Here is a 21,599-nt window from a genome sequence, read left to right as displayed (position 1 = left end):
AAGGCTTAGGCCGCGCCATCGGTGAATTGCAGGCGCGCGAGGCGGGCGTAGAGGCCGCCTTGCGCCACCAGCTCGTCATGCGAGCCTATGGCGGCGATGCGGCCCTGATCCAGCACCACGATGCGGTCGGCGCGTTTGACGGTGGCAAGGCGGTGGGCGACCACGATGACGGTGCGGCCTTGCGACAGATGATCGACGGCGGCCTGCACGGCGCGTTCGGATTCCGCGTCCAGCGCCGAGGTGGCTTCATCCAGCAGCAGGACCGGGGCGTCGCGCAGGATGGCGCGGGCGATGGCGATGCGTTGTTTCTGGCCGCCCGACAGCATGGTGCCGCGCTCGCCCAGATAGGTCTGATAGCCTTGCGGCAGGCTTTCGATGAAGTCATGCGCGGCGGCGGCGCGGGCGGCGGCATGGACTTCGGCTTCGGTCGCGTCGGGGCGGCCAAAGCGGATGTTTTCCAGGGCAGAGGTCGCAAAGATCACCGGATCTTGCGGCACCAGCGCCATCTCGGCCCGGAAATCACTGCGGGCGAGCGATTTCAAATCAATGCCGTCAAGCGCAAGCGTGCCCGATTGCGGGTCGTAAAACCGCATCAGCAGTTGCAGCACGGTGGATTTGCCAGCACCTGATGGCCCAACAAGGGCAACGGTCTCGCCGGGTTTGACGTGCAGGCTGATGCCGTGCAGCGCGGGCGCGTTGGGGCGGGCGGGATAGTGGAACACCACGTTATCCAAGGTTATAGCACCTTGCACTGGGCGCGGCAGGGTGGCGGGCTGCGCGGGTTCGGCGACAGGATCGGTGGCATCCAGCATCTCAACCAGACGCTCGGTCGCGCCTGCGGCACGTTGCAACTCGCCCCAGATTTCGGAAAGCGAGCCTACGGCCCCGGCCACCAGCACGGCGTAAATCACGAATTGCACCAGTTGCCCCGGCGACATGGTGCCGTCGCGGACATCGCGCGCACCCATCCACAGCACACCGACCACGCCGCTGAACACGAGGAAAATAACGATCACCGTCATTGCGGCGCGGGTGGCCATGCGGGTTTTGGCCGAGGTAAAGCTGCGCTCGGTCACGGTTGCAAAATCGGCGCGGGTCAGGGCTTCGTGGGTGAAACTTTGCACGGTTTGCACAGCGCTGAGCGCTTCCGAGGCGGTGCCAGAGCTTTGCGCGATCCAATCCTGATTCTCGCGGCTTTGCCCGCGCAGGCGGCGGCCCAAAGTCACGATGGGAATGATGATGGCGGGGACGATCAGCAGCACAAGCCCGGTCAGCTTGAACGAGGTCAGGCTCATCAGCACCATGCCGCCCAGCACGGTGAGAGAGTTGCGCAGCGCCACCGAAACCGAAGAGCCGATCACCGACAAAATCAGCGTGGTGTCGGTGGTGATGCGGCTGAGCACCTCGCCCGTCAGGATTTTCTCAAAATACGCGGGGCTCATCCCCATCACCCGATCAAACAAGGCGCGGCGGATGTCGGTGACCACACGCTCGCCCAGACGGGTGACGAAATAATAGCGCACGCCCGTGCCAATCGCCAAGGCGGCCGCGATCAACAGCGCCGCGCCGAAGTATTTATCAACAAGGCTCAGATCGCCCGCGCCAAAGCTGTCGATAACCCGGCGCACCGCCATCGGCAGGATCAGGCTGACCGAGGCGGTCAGGATCAGCGCAAGCGCTGCGGTGATCACCATGGCGCGGTAGGGGCGGATGAAGGGCCAAAGGCCGCGCAGGGCACCGACTTTCTTGGAAGCCGCGCGTTGTTCCGTGGTGGTATCGGCCATGTGATCGCCCTTTTCGCTTCGGCAAGCGTCTAAGCCCGCTTGCGCGGGGCCGCAAGCGCCGCAATGTCGCGTGGCGGGCGCCAGATTGCAAAAACGCCACGCCGCCCCGGACTTGATCCGGGGCCTCATGGCAACGGCTGGTGAAAAGAGGCCCCGGATCAAGTCCGGGGCAGCGTGGTTGGGGCGGTAAGGGGGCTTTCCGCCCTGCCCTGCGCGTGGCAAGTTGCAGGCGAAATGGGGGCGTGTATGGTCGATTTCTTTACAGCGTCGGATGGCGCAAAGCTGGCTTATGCCGACGAGGGTGCGGGCTTGCCGCTGTTGTGCCTTGCGGGGCTGACGCGGACGATGGCGGATTTTGACTATCTGCGGCCCCATCTGCCGCCTGTCCGGCTGATCTGCATGGATTATCGCGGGCGCGGCGCAAGTGATTGGACTGGCGCTGCCAGCTATACCGTCTTGCAAGAGGCGCAGGATGCTTTGGCCTTGCTGGACCATCTCGGCCTTGAGCGCGCGGCGGTTCTGGGCACCTCACGCGGGGGGCTGATCGGGATGCTGCTGGCGGTGCTGGCCAAACCCCGGCTGATCGGGCTCTGCCTGAACGACATCGGCCCGGTGATCGAGCGCAAGGGGCTGGAGCGGATTTTCGATTATGTCGGCCGCAATCCGTTTGTGAAAACCCATCAGGCGCTGGCCGAGCGTTTGCCGGGCGCGATGCCGGGGTTTGTGGTGCCACCCGAGCGTTGGCTGGCAGAGGCACAGCTGCATTACACCCAAACGCCAGAGGGGCTGCGGATCACCTATGACCCGGCCCTGCGCGAAAGTTTTATCGCCGGATTTGAGGGGCCAGCGGTGGATGCCTGGCCGTTGTTTGAGGCGCTGGCGGGGTTGCCCGTGGCGCTGATCCGGGGCGCGAACTCGGACCTTTTGTCGCTGGAAACGGTGGCTGCGATGCAGGCACGCAGGCCGGATATGTTGTTTGCCCAAGTGCCCGACCGCGCCCATATTCCGTTTCTGGACGAGCCGGAAAGTCTGGCAGTGATCCGGGCGTTTCTGGAGGCCTGCGCATGAATATCGAGATGATCCACGCGGCGGCGGGGCGGTTGGCGGGCCATGCGCGGCTGACGCCTTTGTTGAACGCGCCGCTGTTGGACCGGATTGCCGGGCGGCGTGTGTTGGTGAAGGCGGAATGTCTGCAATGGACCGGCAGCTTTAAATATCGCGGCGCTTGGGCGGCAGTCTCGGCGTTGCAGGGCACGCGCGGGGTGATTGCGTTTTCATCGGGAAATCATGCCCAAGGGGTGGCACTGGCCGCAGCCCAGCATGGCCTTTCCGCGGTGATCGTGATGCCAAAGGATGCGCCGCAGGTGAAAATCGACAACACACGGGCCTATGGGGCCGAGGTGGTGTTGTATGACCGTGAGACCGAGAACCGCGATGCGATCGGCGCGGCTTTGGCCGAAGCACGCGGTTTGGTGCTGGTAAAACCCTATGACGAGCCAGAAGTGATTGCTGGGCAAGGCTCGGTCGGGTTGGAGATTGCGCAGCAGTTTCAAGGGGACGCCGAGATATTGGTGTGCTGCGGCGGCGGTGGGCTGTCCAGCGGGGTGGCGCTGGCCTGCGAGGGCAAGTTTCGCGTCCGCACCGTCGAGCCTGCCGGGTTTGACGATGTGGCGCGGTCTTTGGCGGCGGGCGCGCGGCTGCGCAATGCGGCACTGGCGGGGTCGATCTGCGATGCGATTGTGACGCCAATGCCGGGTGAGATCACCTTTCCGATCTTGCAGCGGCTGTGCGGGCCGGGGCTGGCGGTCAGCGATGACGAGGCCTTGCGGGCGATGGTGCTGGCGTTTCAGCATCTGCGCATCGTGCTAGAGCCGGGCGGTGCGGTGGCGCTGGCGGCGGCTTTGTTCCGGCCAGATTTGCCCGAGACAGTGGTGGCAGTGGCCACGGGCGGCAATGTCGATCCGGCGGTGTTCGCGCAAGCCATGGCGCGGTTCGGCTGATGCTGGTCTATCTGGATGATATTCGGCTGAACGCGGAAGTGTCGGGGCCGGTTGGCGGGCCTGCGGTGGTCTTGCTGCACGCTTTGGGCACGAACCTGACGATCTGGGATCAGGTGGTGCCGCTGCTGCCAAAGGGCTGCCGGGTGCTGCGCTTTGATCAGCGCGGGCATGGGGCCTCGGATGTGCCAGAGCCGCCCTATGCGATGGGCGCGCTGATCCGCGATGCCGAGAGGATGATGGCGCATTTCGGGCTGCGGGATGCGGTGGTGGTGGGGCTGTCTTTGGGCGGTCTGGTGGCGCAGGGCTTGGCGGTCAAGCGGCTGGATCTGGTGCGCGGTATGGTGTTGTCGAACACCGCCGCCAAGATCGGCTCGGCTGAAATGTGGGGCGCGCGCGTGGCGCAGGTGCAGGCGCGCGGGCTTGCCGATTATGCCGACGGCGCGATGGAGCGGATGTTCGGGCGGCGCTGGCGGGATGTCGCGGGGATGCCCCGGGTGCGCGCGATGCTGGAGGGGACGGACCCGCGCGGCTGGGTGGGCTGTGCCTCGGCGATTGCGGGGACGGATTTTTACACGCCGACGGCGGCGCTGACCTTGCCAACCTTGGCGATTGCCGGGGCGCATGATGGGACCACGCCGCCCGATCTGGTGCGGGAGACAGCGGATTTGATTTTGGGCAGCAGGTTTCATCTGATGCGGGGCGCGGGGCATGTGCCGATGGTCGAGAAACCTGCGGAATATGCGGCGGTGGTGTCGGAATTTTTAGCCTCGGTCGGGCAGGTTTGAACGGTTGCAGCGGGGGCCAGCCCCCGCACCCCCGGGATATTTAGGAACAGATGAAACAATTTTAGTCGAATTGTCGGGAATGGGCGGACGGCTTTGGGTTTGGTTGGGAGAGAAGATGTTTGCGCGCGGTAATCTGAGTTTGCTGTTCATCCTGTTCACCGTCGCGCTGGATGCGATTGGCATTGGGCTGATCTTTCCGGTGATGCCGGATCTGATGGAGGATGTGACCCACGCAGGTTTGGGCGAGGCTGCCCTTTGGGGCGGGGTGTTGGCCGCGTCTTTTGCGGTGATGCAGTTTGTCTGCGGGCCGCTGGTGGGCAATCTGTCGGATCGCTTTGGGCGCAGGCCGGTGCTGTTGGTGTCTTTGGCGGTGATGGCGCTGGACTATGTGGCGATGGCTTTGGCGCATACGGTCTGGCTGCTGCTGATTGCCCGGATCGTTGCCGGAGTGGCCGCGGCGACGCATGCGACGGCGAATGCCTATGTGGCCGATATTTCCGCCCCGGATGAGCGGGCCAAGCGCTTTGGCCTGATTGGTGCCGGGTTTGGCATTGGCTTTGTGGCGGGCCCTATCCTGGGCGGTTTGTTGGCGGGGATTGATGTGCGCGCGCCGTTTTGGGCTGCGGCGGTGTTGGCTTTGGCCAATCTGGTGTTTGGCTGGTTTGTGATGCCCGAAAGCCTTGGCGCGGACAAGCGCCGGGCTTTCACGTGGGGGCGGGCCAATCCTTTGGCCTCGCTCCGCGCGATCCGGCGCTTGCCGGGGTTGCGGCGCTTGTTACTGGTCAGCTTCCTCTACGCCGTGACTTTCAACGTCTGGCCCGCGATCTGGTCGTATTACAGCAAAGCGGCCTTTGGCTGGGATGCGCGCTGGATCGGCTTTGCCTTGGCCGCCTTTGGCATCTGTATGGCATTGACGCAGGCCCTGTTGGTGGCCCCGATGATCCGCCGCATCGGCGAGCGGCGCACGGCGGCGGTCGGCATGGGGCTGGAGGTGGTGTCTTATGGCTTTTACGGCGTTGCGACCTCGGGGTTTTGGGCGCTGGTGTTCACCCCGATTGCGGCTTTGGGGGGCGTCACCGGGCCAAGCCTGCAAGCGATGATGTCGCGCGCGGTGCCCGAAAATCAGCAGGGCGAATTGCAGGGGGTAAATTCTTCGCTGAACGCTTTGGCGATGATCATTTCGCCCTTGGTGATGACCTGGGTGTTTGGCTATTTCACCAGCCCGACAGCGCCGATCCAGCTTCCGGGCGCGCCGTTTCTGCTGTCTGCGACACTTATGGTCGCGGTTGTTATACTCTTTGTCGCGGGAACGCGCGAAACGCCCAAGTCCTGATCTAGCCTGACGCAAAACAGGGGGTGCCTTATGAAGCTGCGCGATCTTGAGATTTTCACCGTCGCACCACCTGCTCCGGGTTGGGGCGGGCGCTATTGGACATTCGTGAAACTGACGACAGATAACGGCATCGTCGGCTATGGCGAGTGCTATGCCTCGACCGTTGGCCCCCGCGCGATGGATGCTGTCATCCATGATGTGTTCGAGCGCCATATGCTGGGCGAAAACCCCGAGAATATCGAGCTGATGTATCGCCGCGCCTATTCTGCGGGCTTCACGCAGCGCCCCGATCCCACCGTGATGGGCGCGTTTTCCGGGCTGGAAATTGCCTGCTGGGATATTCTTGGCAAGGCCCGCGACCGCCCGGTTTGGGCTTTGCTCGGCGGGATGATGAATGAAAAGGTGCGCTCGTATACCTATCTTTATCCCGAAGCGGGTGAGATTCCGGCCGATTTCTGGGTGAACCCGGATATGGCCGCCGAGGCTGCGGCGCGCTGCGTCAGCCAAGGCTTTACCGCTGTGAAATTCGACCCTGCCGGCCCCTACACCATTCGCGGCGGGCATGAGCCTGCGATGTCGGATATCTCGCGCTCGGTTGAATTCTGCAAGAAAATCCGCGAGGCGGTCGGCGACAAGGCTGATCTTTTGTTCGGCACGCATGGCCAGTTCACCACGCCCGGCGCGATCCGGCTGGGGGTGGCGATCGAGCCCTATAACCCGCTGTGGTATGAAGAGCCCATCCCGCCAGACAACCTTGCCGAATTTGCCGAAGTGGCGCGCTCTGTCCGGGTGCCGCTTGCGACGGGTGAGCGGTTGACCACGAAAGCCGAGTTCGGTGCGCTTTTGCGTCATGGCGGGGTGAAGATTTTGCAACCTGCCTTGGGCCGTGTCGGTGGCATCTGGGAGGCCAAGAAGATCGCAGCGATGGCCGAGGTCTATAATGCCGAGATGGCGCCGCATCTTTATGCAGGCCCGGTGGAATGGGCGGCGAATGTGCATTTTGCGGTGTCGATCCCGAACATTCTGATGGCCGAAACCATCCAGACCGGCGGCGACTTCCATCTGAAGCTGATCAAGAACAGCCTGAAGTGGGAGGATGGCTATATCCTGCCGCCGACGGCACCCGGCTTGGGGATTGAGTTTGACGAGGATGTCGCCCGCGCGCATCCCTACACCGGCACCGCTTTGCATCTGCAGATGCAGGAAGCGCCCTGCGATTATCGCCACGGCAACCGCTTTGAAGGTGGCGCGCCCGCGCCGACCTCGGTTTAAGAAAACTCCCGCAATGCTATATATTGCGGGGGAATTTCTTCAAACCACATCCTATATAACTTTGTCCCCGCTGGGACGCTGACGGCAGACAGTTTTGTCCCCGCGGGGACACCGCATACAGTTAGGGTTGTCCCCGCGGGGACAGCACACGCAAATCGTTTTGTCCCCGCGGGGACGGGCCAAAGCTGGCCAAAACGCAGTCATCGCCAAGACCTATCGCAGGGCCAGAACAGCCGTCGCTGCAAGAAACCAGCCTTGCGGCGCTTAGATTGCGCCACTTGGCCACCCGTTTTTCCGCATGAACGCCAGCAGAGCCTTCCCAGTGCTGCCATGCCAAACCCGCTCTTTTTCTACGAATCCGGCTTTTGGCGCGCGGGGATTTCGCGTAAAACATGCCACCCCATAAGGTTTTGCACATGACCGATGTTTTGCTGTTGGCGTTTTTGTTCCTTGTTGCGGGGGTGGTTGCCGTGCCGATTGCCGCCCGGCTGGGCTTGGGCTCGGTGCTGGGTTATCTGATCGCGGGCATCGTGATCAGCCCGGTTCTGGCGGTGCTGCAGGTTGATGTGGTGTCGATCCAGCACTTTGCCGAATTCGGCGTGGTGATGATGCTGTTTCTGGTCGGGTTGGAGCTGGAGCCGAAAAACCTCTGGGCGATGCGCACGCGGCTTTTGGGCTTGGGCGGCGGGCAGGTTGTGCTGACGGTGGCGGCGGTGATGGGCGTCGGTATGGGGTTGGGCTTGGGCTGGTCGGTGGCTTTGGCGGTGGGTCTGGTGCTGGCGATGTCCTCGACCGCCATCGTTTTGCAGACTTTGGGCGAAAAGGGCCTGATGAAAAGCGATGCGGGCCAAGCCAGTTTCGCGGTGCTGCTGACGCAGGATATTGCGGTGATCCCGATGCTGGCCCTGATCCCGCTGCTGGCTTTGCCCGAATTGCAGGGCGGCCATAGCGTCACCGATCACGAGGTGGGCTTCAGTCTGGTGGCGGGTCTGGCCAGCTGGCAGGTGGCGCTGGTCAATATCGCCGCGATCATTGGCGTGGTGTTGGGCGGCAACTATCTGACCCGCCCGGTGTTCCGCTTTGTGGCTTCGGCGCAATTGCATGAATTGTTCACCGCGACCGCGCTGATGATGGTGATCGGCATTGCGTTGCTGATGACTTTGGTGGGGCTGTCGCCCGCCTTGGGCACGTTTTTGGCGGGGGTGGTTTTGGCCAACAGCGAATACCGTCACGAGCTGGAATCCGATATTGACCCGTTCAAGGCGCTGCTGTTGGGGCTGTTCTTCATGACCGTCGGTGCAGGGGTGAATTTTGCGCTGCTGTGGGACAATCTGGGCCAGATCGCGGCTTTGGTGGTTGGGCTGATCGTGGTGAAGGTGGCGGTGTTGCTGGTGCTGGGTCGGGTGTTTCGCTTGGCTGCGGCGGACAAATGGCTGTTCGGGCTGGCGCTTGCGCAGGCGGGTGAGTTCGGCTTTGTGCTGATCTCGCTTATGGTCAGCTCGGCGGTTTTGCCGCCCGAGATTGCCGACAAGATGCTGTTGGTGGTGGCTTTGTCGATGCTGCTGACGCCGGGTCTGTTCATCTTTTACGACCGGGTGATTGCGCCGCGTTTTGCCGAAACCATGCAGCGCGAGGCGGATGAAATCACCGATCCCAGCCATATCATCATCGCGGGCGCAGGCCGCGTCGGCGGCTTGGTCAACCGAATGCTGCGGGCAGCGGGTTATCACACCACAGTGATCGACTTTAGCAGCAAGCAGCTCGAGATGATGGCAAAATTTGGTGTGAAGGCATATTTCGGCGATGCCACCCGGCCCGATATGCTTCATTCAGCAGGCATTGCCGAGGCCAAGCTGTTGGTGATCGCGATTGATGATCGCGACCAGATCACCGAGATGGTGCAGCATGTGGTGGCCGCCCATCCGAACCTGCATGTGATCGCGCGGGCGGTGGATCGCAACCATGTCTACGACCTTTGGGCCGCTGGTTGCCGCGATATTATCCGCGAAACCTATGACAGCTCGATCCGCATGGGCCGCTCGGCGTTTCAGGCTTTGGGGGCGACGCCGGAACAGGCCGAGGCGATGCGGCAGGTCTATCACGAGGCCGATCAGAAGATCATGCGGGCGATGGCTGAACATTACGATCCCAACATCCCGAATTTTGAAAACCCCGCTTATGTGGCGCGGGCGCGAGAGCTGTCGACCAAGGTCGAGCAAAAGCTGATCGTGAAATTTGCCGAGATCCTTGGCAAACCGGCGTTTGAAACCCTGCTGCCGTCGGGGATGCGCGAAAGCTATGAGACCACCGGTGAATTGCCGATCGAACTGCCAACCGAGCCTTCGGAATCCGAGGTTTCGGTTTAGCCTCTAGCCCAGCTGCCACAGTATCTGCGCCAGGGCCGTGGCATCGGTGCCGGTCATTTCGGCGCGCAGCTTGGCGTGTTCATCGCGCCAAAGCGGCACCGCTTGCGCCACAACAGCGCGCCCGGCCTCGGTCAGGATCGGGCGGCGGGCGCGGGCGTCGGCCTCGTCCGCGATCAATTGCACCAAGCCGCGCTTTTCCAAGGTTTTCGCAGCGGCCGTCATGGTAGTGGCATCCATCGCCAGAAACTCGGCCAACGCGCCCAAGCGCGGTTGCCATTGCCCTGACAACGCCACAAGCATGGAGAACTGGCCATTGGTCAGCCCCGAGGGCGCCAACACACGGTCAAACCGCCGCGCCAGTTTGCGCGCCGCGCGCTGGGTTGCAAGGCACAGGCATTGGTCGCGGATCTGCAGAACGGTGGCGATGGACAGGCTTGCTTCACTCATTTTACATTGATATCAAACCAACCAAGGCGGAACAAGCGGCGGCTTGTCGCAGGCATTTGATCGACGGAGGCGCTATGGCAGAGTCCGCATATCGTTGGGTGATCGTGGCTGCGGGCGGGGTGATGGGCTGCGTGGCGATGGGGGCGCTGTTTTCGCTTCCGGTGCTGCTGACGCCAATGGTTCAGGCCACGGGCTGGTCGCGCACCGGAATTTCGGCGGCGATGACGATTGCGTTTTTGTCGATGGCGGCAATGGCGATGATCTGGGGCGCTCTGTCGGATCGTTACGGCGCGCGACCTGTGGTCATGACGGGGGCGGTGGTTTTTTCGATCAGCCTGTGGGGGGCGGGCCATGCGCCGTCTTTGCTGTGGTTTCAGCTGATTTTTGGCGTGCTGGTCGGCGGCTCGGTCGCGGCATTTTTCGCGCCGATGATGGCGACGGTGACGGGGTGGTTTTCAACGCAGCGCAGTCTGGCGGTGTCGCTGATCTCTGCTGGGATGGGGATGGCACCGGTGACCATGTCGCCCTTGGCGGCGTGGCTGGTGCAAAGCTATGACTGGCGCGTGGTGCTGTCACTTCTGGCCGGGCTGGTGGCGCTGGTGACTTTGCCGCTGGCACTGCTGTTAAAGCGCCCGCCTGCGCAGGCAGAGGTCGGCTTTGATGCGCCGGATTCGGCGATGACGGTGCGGGGGGCAGTGCGCTCGCCGCAGTTCATCGTGCTGGTGGCTGCGAATTTCTTTTGTTGCGCCACCCATTCCGGGCCGATTTTTCACACGGTCAGCTATGCCGAGATTTGTGGCATCGCGGCGCTGGCGGCGGTGTCGATTTACTCGGTGGAGGGTATCGCCGGGATGTTTGGCCGCATAGGGTTTGGCGTGATGGGCGACAAGTTTGGCGCAAAGCGCGTATTGGTGGCGGGGCTTTTGGTGCAGGCGTTTGGGGCGCTGGCGTATTTCTTCGCCCGCGATCTGGGGCAGTTTTATGCGGTGGCGGCGCTGTTTGGCTTTATCTACGCCGGGATCATGCCGCTGTATGCTGTGCTGGTGCGTGAGAACTTCCCGATGAAAATGATGGGCACGATCATGGGTGGCACGGGGATGGCGGGCAGTCTGGGCATGGCGACGGGGCCGGTGCTGGGCGGCTGGATTTTCGACAAAACCGGCAGCTATGGCGGGCTGTATATCACCTGTTTCGCGCTGGGGCTGGCGGCATTTGCGGTGGCCGCGACGTTTCGGCCATTTGCACGGGGGCCGATGGTTGGCGCTGCCGCCTGAGTTTTCCCCAAGCCGCCCCGGATCACGTCCGGGGCGGCTTGGTGTCAGACCTCTACCCCGCCTTTGACGCCGGTGATGTAGGACACGATATCGTTGCCGTCGGTTTCGTCCTTGCGCAAGGATGCGACGATACGGCCACGGCGGAACACCACGATGCGGTCAACCAGATCGAAGACTTGCCGCAGGTTGTGGCTGACCAAAATCAGCGGCACGCCGCGGTCTTTCAAACCACGAATGATGTTTTCGACCTGGGCGGTTTCCTGCACGCCCAAGGCCGCCGTCGGTTCATCCATGATCACCAGTTTTGACGCGAAAGCTGCCGTGCGGGCGATGGAAACACATTGGCGCTGGCCGCCCGACATATTGCGGATCGGGTTATCAACATTGGGGATTTTGACGGCAGTGGTCTTCAAAGCCTCCATTGTCTTTTCGCGCATGGTTTTGCGGTCAAGGATCGAGAACGGGCCGAGTTTGAACTTGAACAGCTCTCGCCCGAGAAACAGGTTCGAGGGCACGTCGAGATCATCGGCCAAGGCCAAGGTTTGGAACACGGTTTCAATGCCGGATTCGCGGGCTTGGAGCGGGCCTGCGAAATTCACCGGGGCGCCGTCGAAGATCACTTCGCCCGCCGAGCGCTGTTCGACCGCAGTAATCTGGCGCACGAAAGTCGATTTGCCAGCACCGTTGTCGCCGACCACAGCCACATGTTCTCCATGACGCAGGGTGAAGTTGGCGTCCTCCAGCGCATGCACGCCACCGTAGCGCTTGGTGAGACCACGGGTTTCCAGAATAAAATCGCTCATACCCGTGCCCCCCGGCTTTTCTGCCGCCATTGATCCAACACAACCGCGCCGACGATGATCGCGCCCTTCACCATCTCCTGATAGTAGGCGTCGAGTTTCAGGAAGGTGAAGCCCGAGATGATCACGCCGAAAATCAGCGCGCCAATCACCGTGCCGATGATCGAGCCGCGCCCGCCTTGCAGGGAAATCCCGCCGATCACGGCCATGGCGATGGCATCGAGTTCATACATCACGCCCATATTCGCCTGCGCGGTCTGGCCTTTCGACGACACCACGATGGCGGCAACCGAGGCGAGCATGCCGGCGATGACATAGACCAGCACCTTGTGGCGGTCGACGTTGATACCCGACATGCGGGTGGCTTGTTCGTTCGACCCAATGGCGTAGGAGTGTTTGCCGTATTTGGTATAGGTCATGATCAGGTGGAACAGCACGGCGAGGGCGATGAACACGAACACCGGGCGCATCCCCGAACCGATAGCGTTGTAGCTTTCGGTTGGGAAGGAAATCGGGTTGCCGGTGGACCACCAACGCGCAAAGCCGCGCGCCGAGACCATCATGCCAAGCGTGGCAATGAACGGCGGGATTTTGGTATAAGCGACCAAAGCGCCGTTGATCAGACCCGCGATCAAACCGCAGCCAAGACCAATCAGAATTGGCACAAGAATTGGCAGATCCATCGCCCAATCGCCAAAGATCGCTTTCGGATTGGGGTTGCCGTTGACCAAGGCGGTCTGCGCAAAGCTCATCGCCACCATGGCGGTGGCACCGACCACCGAACCTGAGGACAGATCAATGCCGCCGGTGATGATCACTTGCGTGACGCCGATGGCGATGATGCCGACGGTGGCGACTTGCAGAATGATGATCGACAGGCGCTGGGTGTTGAACAGCCCTTCGACATTGTCGCGGGTGTTGAACAAAAAGCTGTCGCCAAGGATTAGGCGGCCCAGAATCTCGAACGCGGCCACGATGATCAGAAGCGCTACGAATACGTTCAGCTCTTGTGGTCTGGCTTTCTTCGATGGGTCATATTTCAGGCCACCTAGGCCATGGTTAGGCTCTGCCACGGGTCTCTCCCCCCAAATTATCAGATGAAATCAGTGTATCGGCGTTTCCCAGCGCACGATAAGGCGAAGGGCAACACCTTGCGGATGCTGCCCTTCTTTCCCAAAGGGATCAGTTCTTGGCGGCGTAGTCAGCCACGTTGGCCGCCGTCACCAGTTGGAACGGGACGTAGACTTTCTGATCAACCGCCTCGCCTTTGCTCAGCTTGATTGCGGCATCCAAAGCGCCCGCGCCCTGCCCTGCGGCATCCTGGAACACGGTCACGTCAAGATCACCCGCCTGCATCGCAGCCAAAGCGTCTTGTGTGGCATCAACGCCTCCGACCACGACCGATTTCATGTCGATATTGGCGGCCTTCATCGCCTGAATCGCGCCAATCGCCATTTCGTCGTTGTTGGCGATGACGCCGTCAAACGCGGTGCCCGAGGACAGCCAGTTGGTCATCAGGGTTTGCGCCTGATCACGGCTCCAGTTGGCGGTTTGCTCGTCGATGATGGTCAACTCGACCACGCATTTGCCAGCGGCCATCACATCATGGATGTCAGCGGTGCGCTGCACGGCGGCTTGGTTGGAAAGCTCGCCCATCATCACATAGACATTGGCTTTGTCTTTGCCAGCAGCCTTCAGCTGTGCGCAAACCTCGATGGTTTCCAGCGTGCCAGAGTCGACTTCGTTAGAGGCAACAAAGGCCTGATTGTCAGGCAGCGTGTCGACGTTGATCGGCTGGCGGTTGACATAGACCAGCGGGATGTTGGCGGCTGCGGCGGCATCCGACATCGCTTGCGTCGCCGATGTGTCAACCGGGTTGACGATGATCGCCGAAACGCCCGAAGCGATGAAGTTGTTGATCTGATCAAGCTGCTTGGCCACGTCGTTCTGCGCATCTTCGATTTGCAGCGAAACGCCCAGCTCTTTGCCCTTGGCATCCATGCCATTGCGCAGCACGGTCAGGAAGTTGTCGTCAAACAGCGCCATCGACACGCCGATGCCGTCTGCCATCGCGCTGGTGCCCATCAGGGCTGCAAAGCCAGCGGTCATAATGATCTTTTTCATGTGTCTCTCCTCCACAAGTTGGTGTCCGGCACACCGTTTTATTGGCCGGACCGCCCCCTCCCTCAGGGGCGGTATTCTGCCGCTTCAGGCGAGCACGCCCGCGCGGATGAATTGCATAGAAGCTTCTAGCGCCACCTTGGGCTGGGCCAGATCGTGAACACTTTTGGCGAAAGGCTCGTAGCTGACAGCGCCCTTGTAGCCTGCGCGACGCAGGGCGCGGATTTGCGCGACATTGCCCAGCAGATCATCGGCATCAACCAAGACGCGGTGTGGGTCGCGCATGTCATTGACGTAAAGCTGTGCATCGACAACGCCAGAAACGTGAACGATTCCTGTCAGTTCCGGGTAGATTGGCCCACCCCCGGCAAGGGCGTGGTGGAAGGTGTCATGCACGATGAAATAGGTGCCTGTGCCGCCGACCGCCGTGATCACTTCGGCCAGAACATCCTTGTAGCGCAACGAGCACACCTCGAAGCCCAAGGGTTCGACCATGGCTTTCAGGCCGTAGGATTGCAGCATCGGCAAAAGTTCACGCAAAGCGATTTCCGTGACGCGGCGGCTCTCGGCGCGGTCCGTGGCGACGTTATCATTGCGCGGGATCAAGCTGATCGCCTCGGCACCGCAGGCCTTGGCAATTTTCATCAAAGCATCAGCCTCAGCACGTTTGGCTTCCGACCAATCGTTGAACATCTTGACCTCGGCCAGCGCAAGGATACGCAAACCGGCGGCGCGGGCGGCAGCGCCCACTTCGGCAGGATCGGTGCCACCAAACAGCGGCTTGTTGAAATCATTGCGGAATTCGACCCCGACACAGCCCAGAGACTGGGCAAGGTCAAGAAAGGCCCGCCAGCCAAGGTTCGGCGTGGTCATGTGGTTCAAAGCAAACGGCAGCATTGTGGAAATTCCTCGACTCATGGCCCCTCCTCGGGCCAGTTTTATCACTGTCGTGGAATTGAAATTCTATTTCAAGTCTGATCTCATGCGAAGGTTCTATTATAGGTCGGCGTTTCTGATGCTTTTTGACGAAACTTTGAGTGAGTGCGCCCGTTTCGTCACCTATGCCAAGGTGGCACCAAGCCTCAGACAGATTCTGCCACATGAAGATCCGGCGGTAAAAAGTGCTGCATGCCGCCCGCACCTCGGCCTTCCAAAGCAGCGCGGGTCATCAGCATCATCAGATCGCGGCACAGTTTTTCCAGCGGTGTATCGACCACCAATGTCACCAAGCCCTCGGCCAGACCTGCTCGCGACTCTGGGGTCAGCGCCGAAACCACCAGAGCCACATCCTGCACGGGGCGCGCTTCTCGCAGGGCGGTGATCGCACCCTCCATACCGCCACCGGCCACATAGATGCCGCGCAGATCGGGCTGCCGGGTCAACAAGGCCAGCGTGGTTTCATAGGTCAGCTGGCGGGTCTCAAGATTAACCAATGTGTCGAGAACGGTCAGATGCGGCGCACATTCGCGCAGATAGCCGCGAAATCCGGTCTCGCGCAATTCGTGGCCATGAAAGCGGTGCCCGCCCACAAATAGCGCCATCGCACCGGGTTTTCGAGCGGTTTGATGCATGAACCATGCCGCGGTGCGGCCCACCTTCAGGTTGTTCAGCCCCAGATAGCCCGCGCGCACGCCCTGCGCAAAGTCTGACAACAAGGAAAATACCGCCGTGCCCTTGCTGGACAGCTCTTCCACAGCTGCTGTCACCTCGGGGTGGTTAACGGCGGTGGCGGCCAGAACATCGCAGCGCCCCGCCATCGCCCGCAAGGCACTGGCCATCTCACTGGGGGCTTGGCTGGACGAAAACTCCAGCACCAAACGGCCTTCGACACCGGGCGCCTGGGCGACAGCGCGGTGTAGGGTCTCGGCGAAGGCCTTGTAGAAATCCTGCCCCTGCTTGTGCAGCACCACACCGAACCGCAGACCGGGCAGATCAAGCGGGCGCGGCGACAAGCGGCGTGCGGCGGGATGGCCAATGCGCTCCGCCGCCGCAATGATCTGCGCCCGTGTATCTTCGCGCACCGGTTCGCGGCCATTCAGCACCCGATCCACGGTCGCAATAGACACCCCTGCCGCCCGCGCCAAATCGGCCATGCCCAAACGCTTCATCACAACCCCCTGACGACTTTCCCCCAACTGAGGTCAAGTTCTGACGATAATTGATGGCAAATTCCAGAGGACGCGTCGAGAAAATGGAATGTTTCTTCCAAATAGCGCCGGGAGGGAGGGATTGGTGCGGTGCGCTGGCTGATTTTGGGTGGAAATCAGGGGACTTTCTATGAAAAGCAAAACCCCCGCTGTTGCCAGCGGGGGTTTTATTCTGAACCGGGTGACGGCCTGCGGGTTTTTATCGAAACCCGCTACACCGCACTGGTTTTGCCCAAAGGCTAAACCTTACCAGTCTTCGCGGGCGACCACGCGGGTGGTGACCGGAAGCTTCATCGCGCCAAGGCGCAGAGCTTCACGCGCGATGATCTCGGACACGCCGTCGATCTCGAACATGATGCGGCCCGGTTTGACCTTGGCTGCCCAGTAGTCGGTCGAGCCTTTACCTTTACCCATCCGCACTTCGGTGGGCTTGGACGAGACCGGAACATCCGGGAAAATCCGGATCCAGACACGGCCTTGGCGTTTCATGTGACGGGTGATCGCGCGGCGAGCCGCTTCGATCTGACGGGCCGTCACACGCTCTGGCTCGGTGGCTTTCAGCGCAAAGGAGCCGAAGTTCAGCAGGAAGCCGCCCTTCGCTTCGCCGTGGATACGGCCTTTGTGCTGCTTGCGGAACTTAGTCCGTTTTGGTTGCAACATCTGTCTTCTCCCTTACGCGCGTTCGCGGTCGCGGCGAGGCGAACGCGGTGCTGCACCTTCTTGCGCTTCGGCAAGACGGCGATCATGGGCTTGCGGATCATGCTCAAGGATTTCGCCTTTGAAGATCCAGACCTTCACCCCGATGATGCCATAGGCAGTCGTGGCTTCGGACAGAGCATAGTCGATGTCAGCGCGCAGGGTGTGCAACGGCACACGGCCTTCACGATACCATTCGGTCCGTGCGATTTCGGCGCCGCCAAGACGGCCACCAACATTCACACGAATACCGAGCGCGCCCAAACGCATGGCGCTTTGCACGCCGCGCTTCATGGCACGACGGAAAGACACCCGGCGTTCCATTTGCTGCGCGATCGACTCGGCAACCAATTGTGCATCCACTTCAGGCTTGCGCACTTCGACGATGTTCAAATGAACATCCGACTTCGTGAACGCCGTCAGTTTCTTGCGCAGGGTTTCGATATCGGCGCCTTTTTTGCCGATGATCACGCCCGGACGTGCAGTGTGAATGGTCACACGGCATTTTTTGTGCGGACGCTCGATGATCACGCGGCTGATGCCAGCTTGCTTGCACTCTTCATGCACAAACGCGCGCATTTTGAGGTCTTCCAGCAGCAGGTTGCCGTAATCTTTCGATTCAGCAAACCAGCGGCTGTCCCAGGTGCGGTTGACCTGGAGGCGCATACCGATCGGATTGACCTTCTGACCCATTATGCAGACTCCCCGACTTGACGCACGATGATCGTCAGCTCGCTGAACGGTTTCATGATTTTGCCGAAACGGCCACGCGCACGCGGGCGGCCACGTTTCATCACCAGGTTTTTGCCGACCCAGCTTTCAGCCACGATCAGGCTGTCCACGTCGAGGTTGTGGTTGTTCTCTGCGTTGGCAATCGCCGACTGCAGGCACTTCTTCACGTCACCCGCGATGCGGCGCTTCGAGAAGGTCAAATCGGCCAGAGCCTTTTCAACTTTCTTACCGCGGATCAGACCAGCGACAAGGTTCAGTTTCTGCGGCGAGGTGCGGAGCATCCGGCTGATCGCCATTGCTTCGTTTTCCGCCACGCGACGGGGGTTCTTTTCCGTGCTCATGGCTTATTTCCTCTTGGCTTTTTTGTCGGCCGCGTGGCCGTAATAGGTGCGGGTCGGCGAATATTCACCAAACTTTTGACCAATCATCTCTTCGGTCACAGCAACCGGGATGTGCTTTTTGCCGTTATAGACGGCAAAGGTCAGCCCGACGAACTGCGGCAGAATAGTGGAGCGACGCGACCAGATCTTGATCACTTCGTTCTTGCCCGAGGCTTTCGCGGTTTCTGCTTTTTTCAAAACATAACCGTCGACGAACGGGCCCTTCCAAATAGAACGTGACATGGATTAGCGCCCTTTCTTCGCGTTACGCGACCGGACAATCAACTTGTCCGAAGCCTTGGCCTTACGGGTCTTGTTACCCTTGGTGCCTTTGCCCCATGGCGTAACCGGATGACGGCCGCCCGAGGTCCGACCTTCACCACCACCATGCGGGTGGTCGATCGGGTTCATTGCAACACCGCGCACGGTCGGGCGAACGCCCTTGTGACGCATACGGCCTGCTTTACCGAAGTTCTGGTTCGAGTTGTCGGGGTTGGACACGGCACCGATGGTGGCCATGCATTCCTGACGCACCAGACGCAGTTCGCCCGAAGACAAACGGATCTGCGCGTAACCACCGTCGCGACCCACGAACTGAGCGTAGGTGCCTGCAGCGCGTGCCAACTGGCCGCCCTTGCCGGCTTTCAGCTCGACGTTGTGGATGATCGTACCGATCGGCATGCCCGAGAACGGCATCGCATTGCCCGGCTTCACGTCGGTCTTGGCACCCGCGATGACAGAGTCACCGATTGCCAAGCGCTGCGGCGCCAGAATATACGACAGCTCGCCATCCGCGTAGCGGATCAGAGCGATAAAGGCGGTGCGGTTCGGATCGTATTCAATCCGCTCAACGACCGCCGGGATATCAAACTTGGTGCGCCGAAAATCGACCACACGGTAGAGGCGCTTGGCGCCCCCGCCCTTGTGCCACATCGTGATACGTCCGGTGTTGTTCCGGCCACCTGTCTTGGTCAAACCCTCAGTAAGGGCTTTGACCGGGCGGCCTTTCCACAATTCCGAACGGTCGATCAGAACCAACCCGCGTTGGCCAGGCGTCGTCGGCTTATACGACTTAAGTGCCATGCTTTCTGTCTTCCGTCATTGGATGGATCAGATTTTGCTGATCCAAGGTTATAGGGCTCCGTAGATCCCCGAGTAAGGCCTGCGCTGGTAGGACCAATTCAGACCGATTCCGTAAAAATCCACGGCCCCGGAGAACCGGGGCCGTGGGATTCGCCGCCAATATCAGAGGCCCGTCGAAACGTCGATAGAGTTTCCGGCTTCCAAAGTGACATAGGCTTTCTTCTTGTCCGAGCGCTCGCCTGCGCGACCGCGGAACTTCTTGGCCTTGCCTTTGGTGATCGTGGTGTTGACCGCTTTCACCTTGACCGAGAAGATGTTCTCAACAGCTTCTTTGATCTGGGGCTTGGTTGCATCCATTGCGACCTGGAACACAAACGCGTTGTTCTCCTGAGCCATAGTGGCTTTTTCGGTGATCACCGGCTTTTTGATCAGGTCGTAGTGCTGGGGCTTGATGCCCGTTGAAGTCTTGCTCATTTCAGACGAGCCTCCAAAGCTTCGACACCTGCTTTGGTGATCACCAGAGTGTCACGCTTCAGGATGTCATAGACGTTTGCGCCCATGGTTGGCAGCACGTCGATGCCTTCGATGTTGCGAGCAGCCAACGCGAAATTCGCGTCAACGCTTGCGCCGTCGATGATCAGCACGCGCTTCCAGCCCAACTCGGACACATGTTTAGCGAGGATCGAGGTTTTGGCTTCGGCCATGGTGGCCACGTCCAAAATCACCAGCTCGCCTGCCTTGGCTTTCGCCGACAGAGCGTGACGCAGACCCAGAGCGCGGAATTTCTTCGGCAGATCATGAGCGTGCGAACGCGGGGTCGGGCCTTTGACAACGCCACCGTGACGGAAGATCGGGGCTTTCTTGGAACCGTGACGTGCGCCGCCGGTGCCTTTTTGCTTGTAGATCTTCTTGGTCGAGTAAGACACTTCGGCGCGGGTCAGCGTCGAGTGGGTGCCTGCCTGCATGCGGGCGCGCTGCCAACGGACGACACGGTGCAGAACGTCTGCGCGCGGGTCGAGGCCGAACAGGGCTTCGTCAAGGTCGATGGTGCCAGCTTTGCCGCCATCAAGTTTGATCACGTCAAGTTTCATGCTTCACCTCCTTCAACAGCGACAGGTGCAGCAGCAACCGAACGAATGGCCGCAGGCAAAGGCAAACCAGCCGGAGCCGCTTTCTTCACTGCGTCCTTGATGGTGACCCAGCCACCTTTGGTGCCGGGGACAGCGCCTTTGATCATCAGCAAGCCACGCTCGGCATCCGTGCGGATGACTTGCAGGTTCTGGGTGGTGCAGCGCACAGCGCCCATGTGACCAGCCATTTTCTTGCCTTTGAAGACTTTACCCGGATCTTGACACTGACCGGTCGAGCCGTGCGAACGGTGCGAAACCGACACGCCGTGGGAAGCCCGCAGACCACCAAAGTTGTGACGCTTCATAGCACCCTGAAAGCCTTTACCGTTGGTCGTGCCAGCGATATCGACGAACTGGCCTGCCAAATAGTGGTCAGCAGTGATTTCAGCGCCGACTTCGATCAGGTTCGCGGGCGAGACGCGGAATTCCGCGATCTTGCGCTTCGGTTCGACCGAGGCTTTGGCGAAGTGGCCACGCATAGCAGCGGTGGTGCGCTTGGCTTTCGCCAGACCAGCACCAAGCTGAACAGCGGTATAACCATCGCGGTCAACGGTGCGTTGAGCCACAACTTGCAGGTTGTCGAGTTGCAGAACGGTCACCGGAACTTGGGTGCCGTTCTCGAGGAACAGCCGGGTCATGCCCAGCTTTTTAGCGATAACGCCAGAACGCATGTTATCTCTCCTCCCTTAAACTTTGATCTCGACATCCACGCCAGCGGCGAGGTCGAGCTTCATCAGCGCGTCAACGGTCTGGGGGGTCGGATCAACGATGTCGAGAAGACGCTTGTGCGTGCGGATTTCCCACTGGTCGCGCGACTTTTTGTCGATGTGCGGACCACGGAGAACCGTGAATTTCTCAATTTTGTTCGGCAGCGGAATCGGCCCGCGCACAGTGGCGCCGGTGCGTTTCGCGGTGCTTACGATTTCTGCAGTGCTGGCGTCCAGCACGCGGTAATCGAAGGCTTTCAACCGAATACGGATGGTTTGACCTTGCATGTGTACTTCCTTCTGAACGTAGGCGGGGCAACAGGCCCGGCCCATAGGTTCACGTTTCTTTGTCGGCGTAGCGGATGGTGGTTCTTCCAAGTGCACGGCGCGCCCCCGAAGGAGCGCGCCGCTGGTGGTCCCTTATAGTGTGCGACCGCCTTTGGAAAGGCGATTCGCGCAGCTTTACTTCAGGATCTTCGATACGACGCCTGCACCGACGGTGCGGCCGCCTTCGCGGATGGCGAAGCGCAGCTTTTCTTCCA

Annotated in this window: 24 protein-coding genes; 7 read left to right on the top strand and 17 right to left on the bottom strand. The window is 60.8% G+C overall.

Going from position 1 to position 21,599, the window contains the following annotated elements; translation table 11 throughout:
• Positions 1 to 5 precede the first annotated feature (5 nt).
• Positions 6 to 1,784 carry an ABC transporter transmembrane domain-containing protein gene (locus QQJ98_RS19330; protein ID WP_284326927.1) on the bottom strand — a complete coding sequence of 593 codons (1,779 nt, stop codon included), beginning with the start codon at positions 1,782 to 1,784 and terminating at the stop codon, positions 6 to 8.
• Between the two features lie 246 nt (positions 1,785 to 2,030).
• Here QQJ98_RS19330 and QQJ98_RS19325 point away from each other — a divergent pair, with 246 nt between their 5' ends.
• From QQJ98_RS19325 to QQJ98_RS19300, 6 genes are all read left to right on the top strand, one after another.
• Positions 2,031 to 2,852 carry an alpha/beta fold hydrolase gene (locus QQJ98_RS19325; RefSeq protein ID WP_284326926.1) on the top strand — a complete coding sequence of 274 codons (822 nt, stop codon included), beginning with the start codon at positions 2,031 to 2,033 and terminating at the stop codon, positions 2,850 to 2,852.
• Positions 2,849 to 3,784: a threonine ammonia-lyase gene (locus tag QQJ98_RS19320; protein WP_284326925.1), complete on the top strand. Its 936-nt coding sequence runs from the start codon at positions 2,849 to 2,851 to the stop codon at positions 3,782 to 3,784. Before QQJ98_RS19325 ends, QQJ98_RS19320 begins: the two co-directional genes overlap by 4 nt.
• The gene (gene pcaD / locus QQJ98_RS19315) at positions 3,784 to 4,569 is read left to right on the top strand and encodes a 3-oxoadipate enol-lactonase (protein ID WP_431307841.1); all 786 of its coding nucleotides are present in this window, start codon (positions 3,784 to 3,786) and stop codon (positions 4,567 to 4,569) included. Before QQJ98_RS19320 ends, pcaD begins: the two co-directional genes overlap by 1 nt.
• Before the next feature lie 115 nt (positions 4,570 to 4,684).
• The gene (locus QQJ98_RS19310) at positions 4,685 to 5,902 is read left to right on the top strand and encodes a TCR/Tet family MFS transporter (RefSeq protein WP_284326924.1); all 1,218 of its coding nucleotides are present in this window, start codon (positions 4,685 to 4,687) and stop codon (positions 5,900 to 5,902) included.
• A gap of 30 nt (positions 5,903 to 5,932) precedes the next feature.
• Positions 5,933 to 7,174, top strand: a complete 1,242-nt coding sequence (locus tag QQJ98_RS19305; RefSeq protein ID WP_284326923.1) for a mandelate racemase/muconate lactonizing enzyme family protein — start codon at positions 5,933 to 5,935, stop codon at positions 7,172 to 7,174.
• 416 nt (positions 7,175 to 7,590) lie between these two features.
• Complete coding sequence (locus tag QQJ98_RS19300) at positions 7,591 to 9,540, top strand: monovalent cation:proton antiporter-2 (CPA2) family protein (RefSeq protein ID WP_284326922.1); 1,950 nt, start codon at positions 7,591 to 7,593, stop codon at positions 9,538 to 9,540.
• A 3-nt stretch (positions 9,541 to 9,543) separates the two neighbouring features.
• On the opposite strand, the gene QQJ98_RS19295 is transcribed toward QQJ98_RS19300, so the two are convergent.
• Positions 9,544 to 9,987 carry a MarR family winged helix-turn-helix transcriptional regulator gene (locus QQJ98_RS19295; protein WP_284326921.1) on the bottom strand — a complete coding sequence of 148 codons (444 nt, stop codon included), beginning with the start codon at positions 9,985 to 9,987 and terminating at the stop codon, positions 9,544 to 9,546.
• 74 nt (positions 9,988 to 10,061) lie between these two features.
• On the opposite strand from QQJ98_RS19295, the gene QQJ98_RS19290 reads away from it, so the two are divergent.
• Positions 10,062 to 11,261 (top strand): MFS transporter, encoded by a 1,200-nt coding sequence (locus QQJ98_RS19290; RefSeq protein ID WP_284326920.1) that lies wholly within the window; start codon positions 10,062 to 10,064, stop codon positions 11,259 to 11,261.
• 44 nt (positions 11,262 to 11,305) lie between these two features.
• Here the strand turns inward: QQJ98_RS19290 and QQJ98_RS19285 are convergent, their stop codons facing one another.
• The 15 genes from QQJ98_RS19285 to QQJ98_RS19215 form a co-directional block, all read right to left on the bottom strand.
• Complete coding sequence (locus QQJ98_RS19285) at positions 11,306 to 12,064, bottom strand: ATP-binding cassette domain-containing protein (protein ID WP_284326919.1); 759 nt, start codon at positions 12,062 to 12,064, stop codon at positions 11,306 to 11,308.
• Positions 12,061 to 13,134, bottom strand: a complete 1,074-nt coding sequence (locus QQJ98_RS19280) for an ABC transporter permease (protein WP_284326918.1) — start codon at positions 13,132 to 13,134, stop codon at positions 12,061 to 12,063. Before QQJ98_RS19280 ends, QQJ98_RS19285 begins: the two co-directional genes overlap by 4 nt.
• Before the next feature lie 109 nt (positions 13,135 to 13,243).
• Entirely contained in the window at positions 13,244 to 14,185 is a 942-nt protein-coding gene (locus QQJ98_RS19275) for a sugar ABC transporter substrate-binding protein (protein WP_284326917.1), read from the bottom strand.
• Positions 14,186 to 14,269: 84 nt separating this feature from the next.
• The gene (locus QQJ98_RS19270) at positions 14,270 to 15,100 is read right to left on the bottom strand and encodes a TIM barrel protein (protein WP_284326916.1); all 831 of its coding nucleotides are present in this window, start codon (positions 15,098 to 15,100) and stop codon (positions 14,270 to 14,272) included.
• A gap of 164 nt (positions 15,101 to 15,264) precedes the next feature.
• On the bottom strand, positions 15,265 to 16,290 hold the full coding sequence (locus tag QQJ98_RS19265) for a LacI family DNA-binding transcriptional regulator (RefSeq protein ID WP_284326915.1): 1,026 nt from the start codon (positions 16,288 to 16,290) through the stop codon (positions 15,265 to 15,267).
• A 285-nt stretch (positions 16,291 to 16,575) separates the two neighbouring features.
• Positions 16,576 to 16,989, bottom strand: coding sequence for a 50S ribosomal protein L16 (gene rplP, locus QQJ98_RS19260; protein WP_054006322.1), 414 nt, complete (start codon positions 16,987 to 16,989; stop codon positions 16,576 to 16,578).
• Between the two features lie 12 nt (positions 16,990 to 17,001).
• Complete coding sequence (gene rpsC, locus QQJ98_RS19255) at positions 17,002 to 17,718, bottom strand: 30S ribosomal protein S3 (RefSeq protein ID WP_284326914.1); 717 nt, start codon at positions 17,716 to 17,718, stop codon at positions 17,002 to 17,004.
• A complete protein-coding gene (gene rplV / locus QQJ98_RS19250; protein WP_054006320.1) occupies positions 17,718 to 18,098 on the bottom strand; it encodes a 50S ribosomal protein L22 in 381 nt (126 codons plus the stop codon). The genes rpsC and rplV overlap by 1 nt, the downstream gene beginning before the upstream one ends.
• A 3-nt stretch (positions 18,099 to 18,101) precedes the next feature.
• The gene (gene rpsS, locus QQJ98_RS19245) at positions 18,102 to 18,380 is read right to left on the bottom strand and encodes a 30S ribosomal protein S19 (protein WP_284326913.1); all 279 of its coding nucleotides are present in this window, start codon (positions 18,378 to 18,380) and stop codon (positions 18,102 to 18,104) included.
• 3 nt (positions 18,381 to 18,383) lie between these two features.
• Positions 18,384 to 19,220, bottom strand: a complete 837-nt coding sequence (gene rplB / locus QQJ98_RS19240; RefSeq protein ID WP_284326912.1) for a 50S ribosomal protein L2 — start codon at positions 19,218 to 19,220, stop codon at positions 18,384 to 18,386.
• Between the two features lie 162 nt (positions 19,221 to 19,382).
• Positions 19,383 to 19,694 (bottom strand): 50S ribosomal protein L23, encoded by a 312-nt coding sequence (locus tag QQJ98_RS19235; RefSeq protein ID WP_284326911.1) that lies wholly within the window; start codon positions 19,692 to 19,694, stop codon positions 19,383 to 19,385.
• A complete protein-coding gene (gene rplD / locus QQJ98_RS19230; RefSeq protein ID WP_284326910.1) occupies positions 19,691 to 20,311 on the bottom strand; it encodes a 50S ribosomal protein L4 in 621 nt (206 codons plus the stop codon). Before rplD ends, QQJ98_RS19235 begins: the two co-directional genes overlap by 4 nt.
• Complete coding sequence (gene rplC / locus QQJ98_RS19225) at positions 20,308 to 21,021, bottom strand: 50S ribosomal protein L3 (protein WP_284326909.1); 714 nt, start codon at positions 21,019 to 21,021, stop codon at positions 20,308 to 20,310. Before rplC ends, rplD begins: the two co-directional genes overlap by 4 nt.
• A 15-nt stretch (positions 21,022 to 21,036) precedes the next feature.
• Complete coding sequence (gene rpsJ / locus QQJ98_RS19220) at positions 21,037 to 21,345, bottom strand: 30S ribosomal protein S10 (RefSeq protein ID WP_054006329.1); 309 nt, start codon at positions 21,343 to 21,345, stop codon at positions 21,037 to 21,039.
• 174 nt (positions 21,346 to 21,519) lie between these two features.
• Positions 21,520 to 21,599 (bottom strand): EF-Tu C-terminal domain-related protein (locus QQJ98_RS19215; protein ID WP_164736703.1); only part of this gene is annotated, 80 nt, incomplete at its 5' end.

This window comes from Cypionkella aquatica, assembly GCF_030161095.1.
Taxonomy (GTDB): domain Bacteria; phylum Pseudomonadota; class Alphaproteobacteria; order Rhodobacterales; family Rhodobacteraceae; genus Cypionkella; species Cypionkella aquatica.
The sequence above is the reverse complement of the archived record's forward strand: the minus strand, read 5'-3'. Positions and strand labels throughout refer to the sequence as shown.

What these genes read in the sequence shown, in the direction of transcription:
- QQJ98_RS19330 (WP_284326927.1), bottom strand. Translation starts at nt 1,784, where the DNA reads ATGGCCGATACCACCACGGAACAACGCGCGGCTTCCAAGAAAGTCGGT.
- QQJ98_RS19325 (WP_284326926.1), top strand. Translation starts at nt 2,031, where the DNA reads ATGGTCGATTTCTTTACAGCGTCGGATGGCGCAAAGCTGGCTTATGCC.
- QQJ98_RS19320 (WP_284326925.1), top strand. Translation starts at nt 2,849, where the DNA reads ATGAATATCGAGATGATCCACGCGGCGGCGGGGCGGTTGGCGGGCCAT.
- pcaD (WP_431307841.1), top strand. Translation starts at nt 3,784, where the DNA reads ATGCTGGTCTATCTGGATGATATTCGGCTGAACGCGGAAGTGTCGGGG.
- QQJ98_RS19310 (WP_284326924.1), top strand. Translation starts at nt 4,685, where the DNA reads ATGTTTGCGCGCGGTAATCTGAGTTTGCTGTTCATCCTGTTCACCGTC.
- QQJ98_RS19305 (WP_284326923.1), top strand. Translation starts at nt 5,933, where the DNA reads ATGAAGCTGCGCGATCTTGAGATTTTCACCGTCGCACCACCTGCTCCG.
- QQJ98_RS19300 (WP_284326922.1), top strand. Translation starts at nt 7,591, where the DNA reads ATGACCGATGTTTTGCTGTTGGCGTTTTTGTTCCTTGTTGCGGGGGTG.
- QQJ98_RS19295 (WP_284326921.1), bottom strand. Translation starts at nt 9,987, where the DNA reads ATGAGTGAAGCAAGCCTGTCCATCGCCACCGTTCTGCAGATCCGCGAC.
- QQJ98_RS19290 (WP_284326920.1), top strand. Translation starts at nt 10,062, where the DNA reads ATGGCAGAGTCCGCATATCGTTGGGTGATCGTGGCTGCGGGCGGGGTG.
- QQJ98_RS19285 (WP_284326919.1), bottom strand. Translation starts at nt 12,064, where the DNA reads ATGAGCGATTTTATTCTGGAAACCCGTGGTCTCACCAAGCGCTACGGT.
- QQJ98_RS19275 (WP_284326917.1), bottom strand. Translation starts at nt 14,185, where the DNA reads ATGAAAAAGATCATTATGACCGCTGGCTTTGCAGCCCTGATGGGCACC.
- QQJ98_RS19270 (WP_284326916.1), bottom strand. Translation starts at nt 15,100, where the DNA reads ATGAGTCGAGGAATTTCCACAATGCTGCCGTTTGCTTTGAACCACATG.
- QQJ98_RS19265 (WP_284326915.1), bottom strand. Translation starts at nt 16,290, where the DNA reads ATGAAGCGTTTGGGCATGGCCGATTTGGCGCGGGCGGCAGGGGTGTCT.
- rplP (WP_054006322.1), bottom strand. Translation starts at nt 16,989, where the DNA reads ATGTTGCAACCAAAACGGACTAAGTTCCGCAAGCAGCACAAAGGCCGT.
- rpsC (WP_284326914.1), bottom strand. Translation starts at nt 17,718, where the DNA reads ATGGGTCAGAAGGTCAATCCGATCGGTATGCGCCTCCAGGTCAACCGC.
- rplV (WP_054006320.1), bottom strand. Translation starts at nt 18,098, where the DNA reads ATGAGCACGGAAAAGAACCCCCGTCGCGTGGCGGAAAACGAAGCAATG.
- rpsS (WP_284326913.1), bottom strand. Translation starts at nt 18,380, where the DNA reads ATGTCACGTTCTATTTGGAAGGGCCCGTTCGTCGACGGTTATGTTTTG.
- rplB (WP_284326912.1), bottom strand. Translation starts at nt 19,220, where the DNA reads ATGGCACTTAAGTCGTATAAGCCGACGACGCCTGGCCAACGCGGGTTG.
- QQJ98_RS19235 (WP_284326911.1), bottom strand. Translation starts at nt 19,694, where the DNA reads ATGAGCAAGACTTCAACGGGCATCAAGCCCCAGCACTACGACCTGATC.
- rplD (WP_284326910.1), bottom strand. Translation starts at nt 20,311, where the DNA reads ATGAAACTTGACGTGATCAAACTTGATGGCGGCAAAGCTGGCACCATC.
- rplC (WP_284326909.1), bottom strand. Translation starts at nt 21,021, where the DNA reads ATGCGTTCTGGCGTTATCGCTAAAAAGCTGGGCATGACCCGGCTGTTC.
- rpsJ (WP_054006329.1), bottom strand. Translation starts at nt 21,345, where the DNA reads ATGCAAGGTCAAACCATCCGTATTCGGTTGAAAGCCTTCGATTACCGC.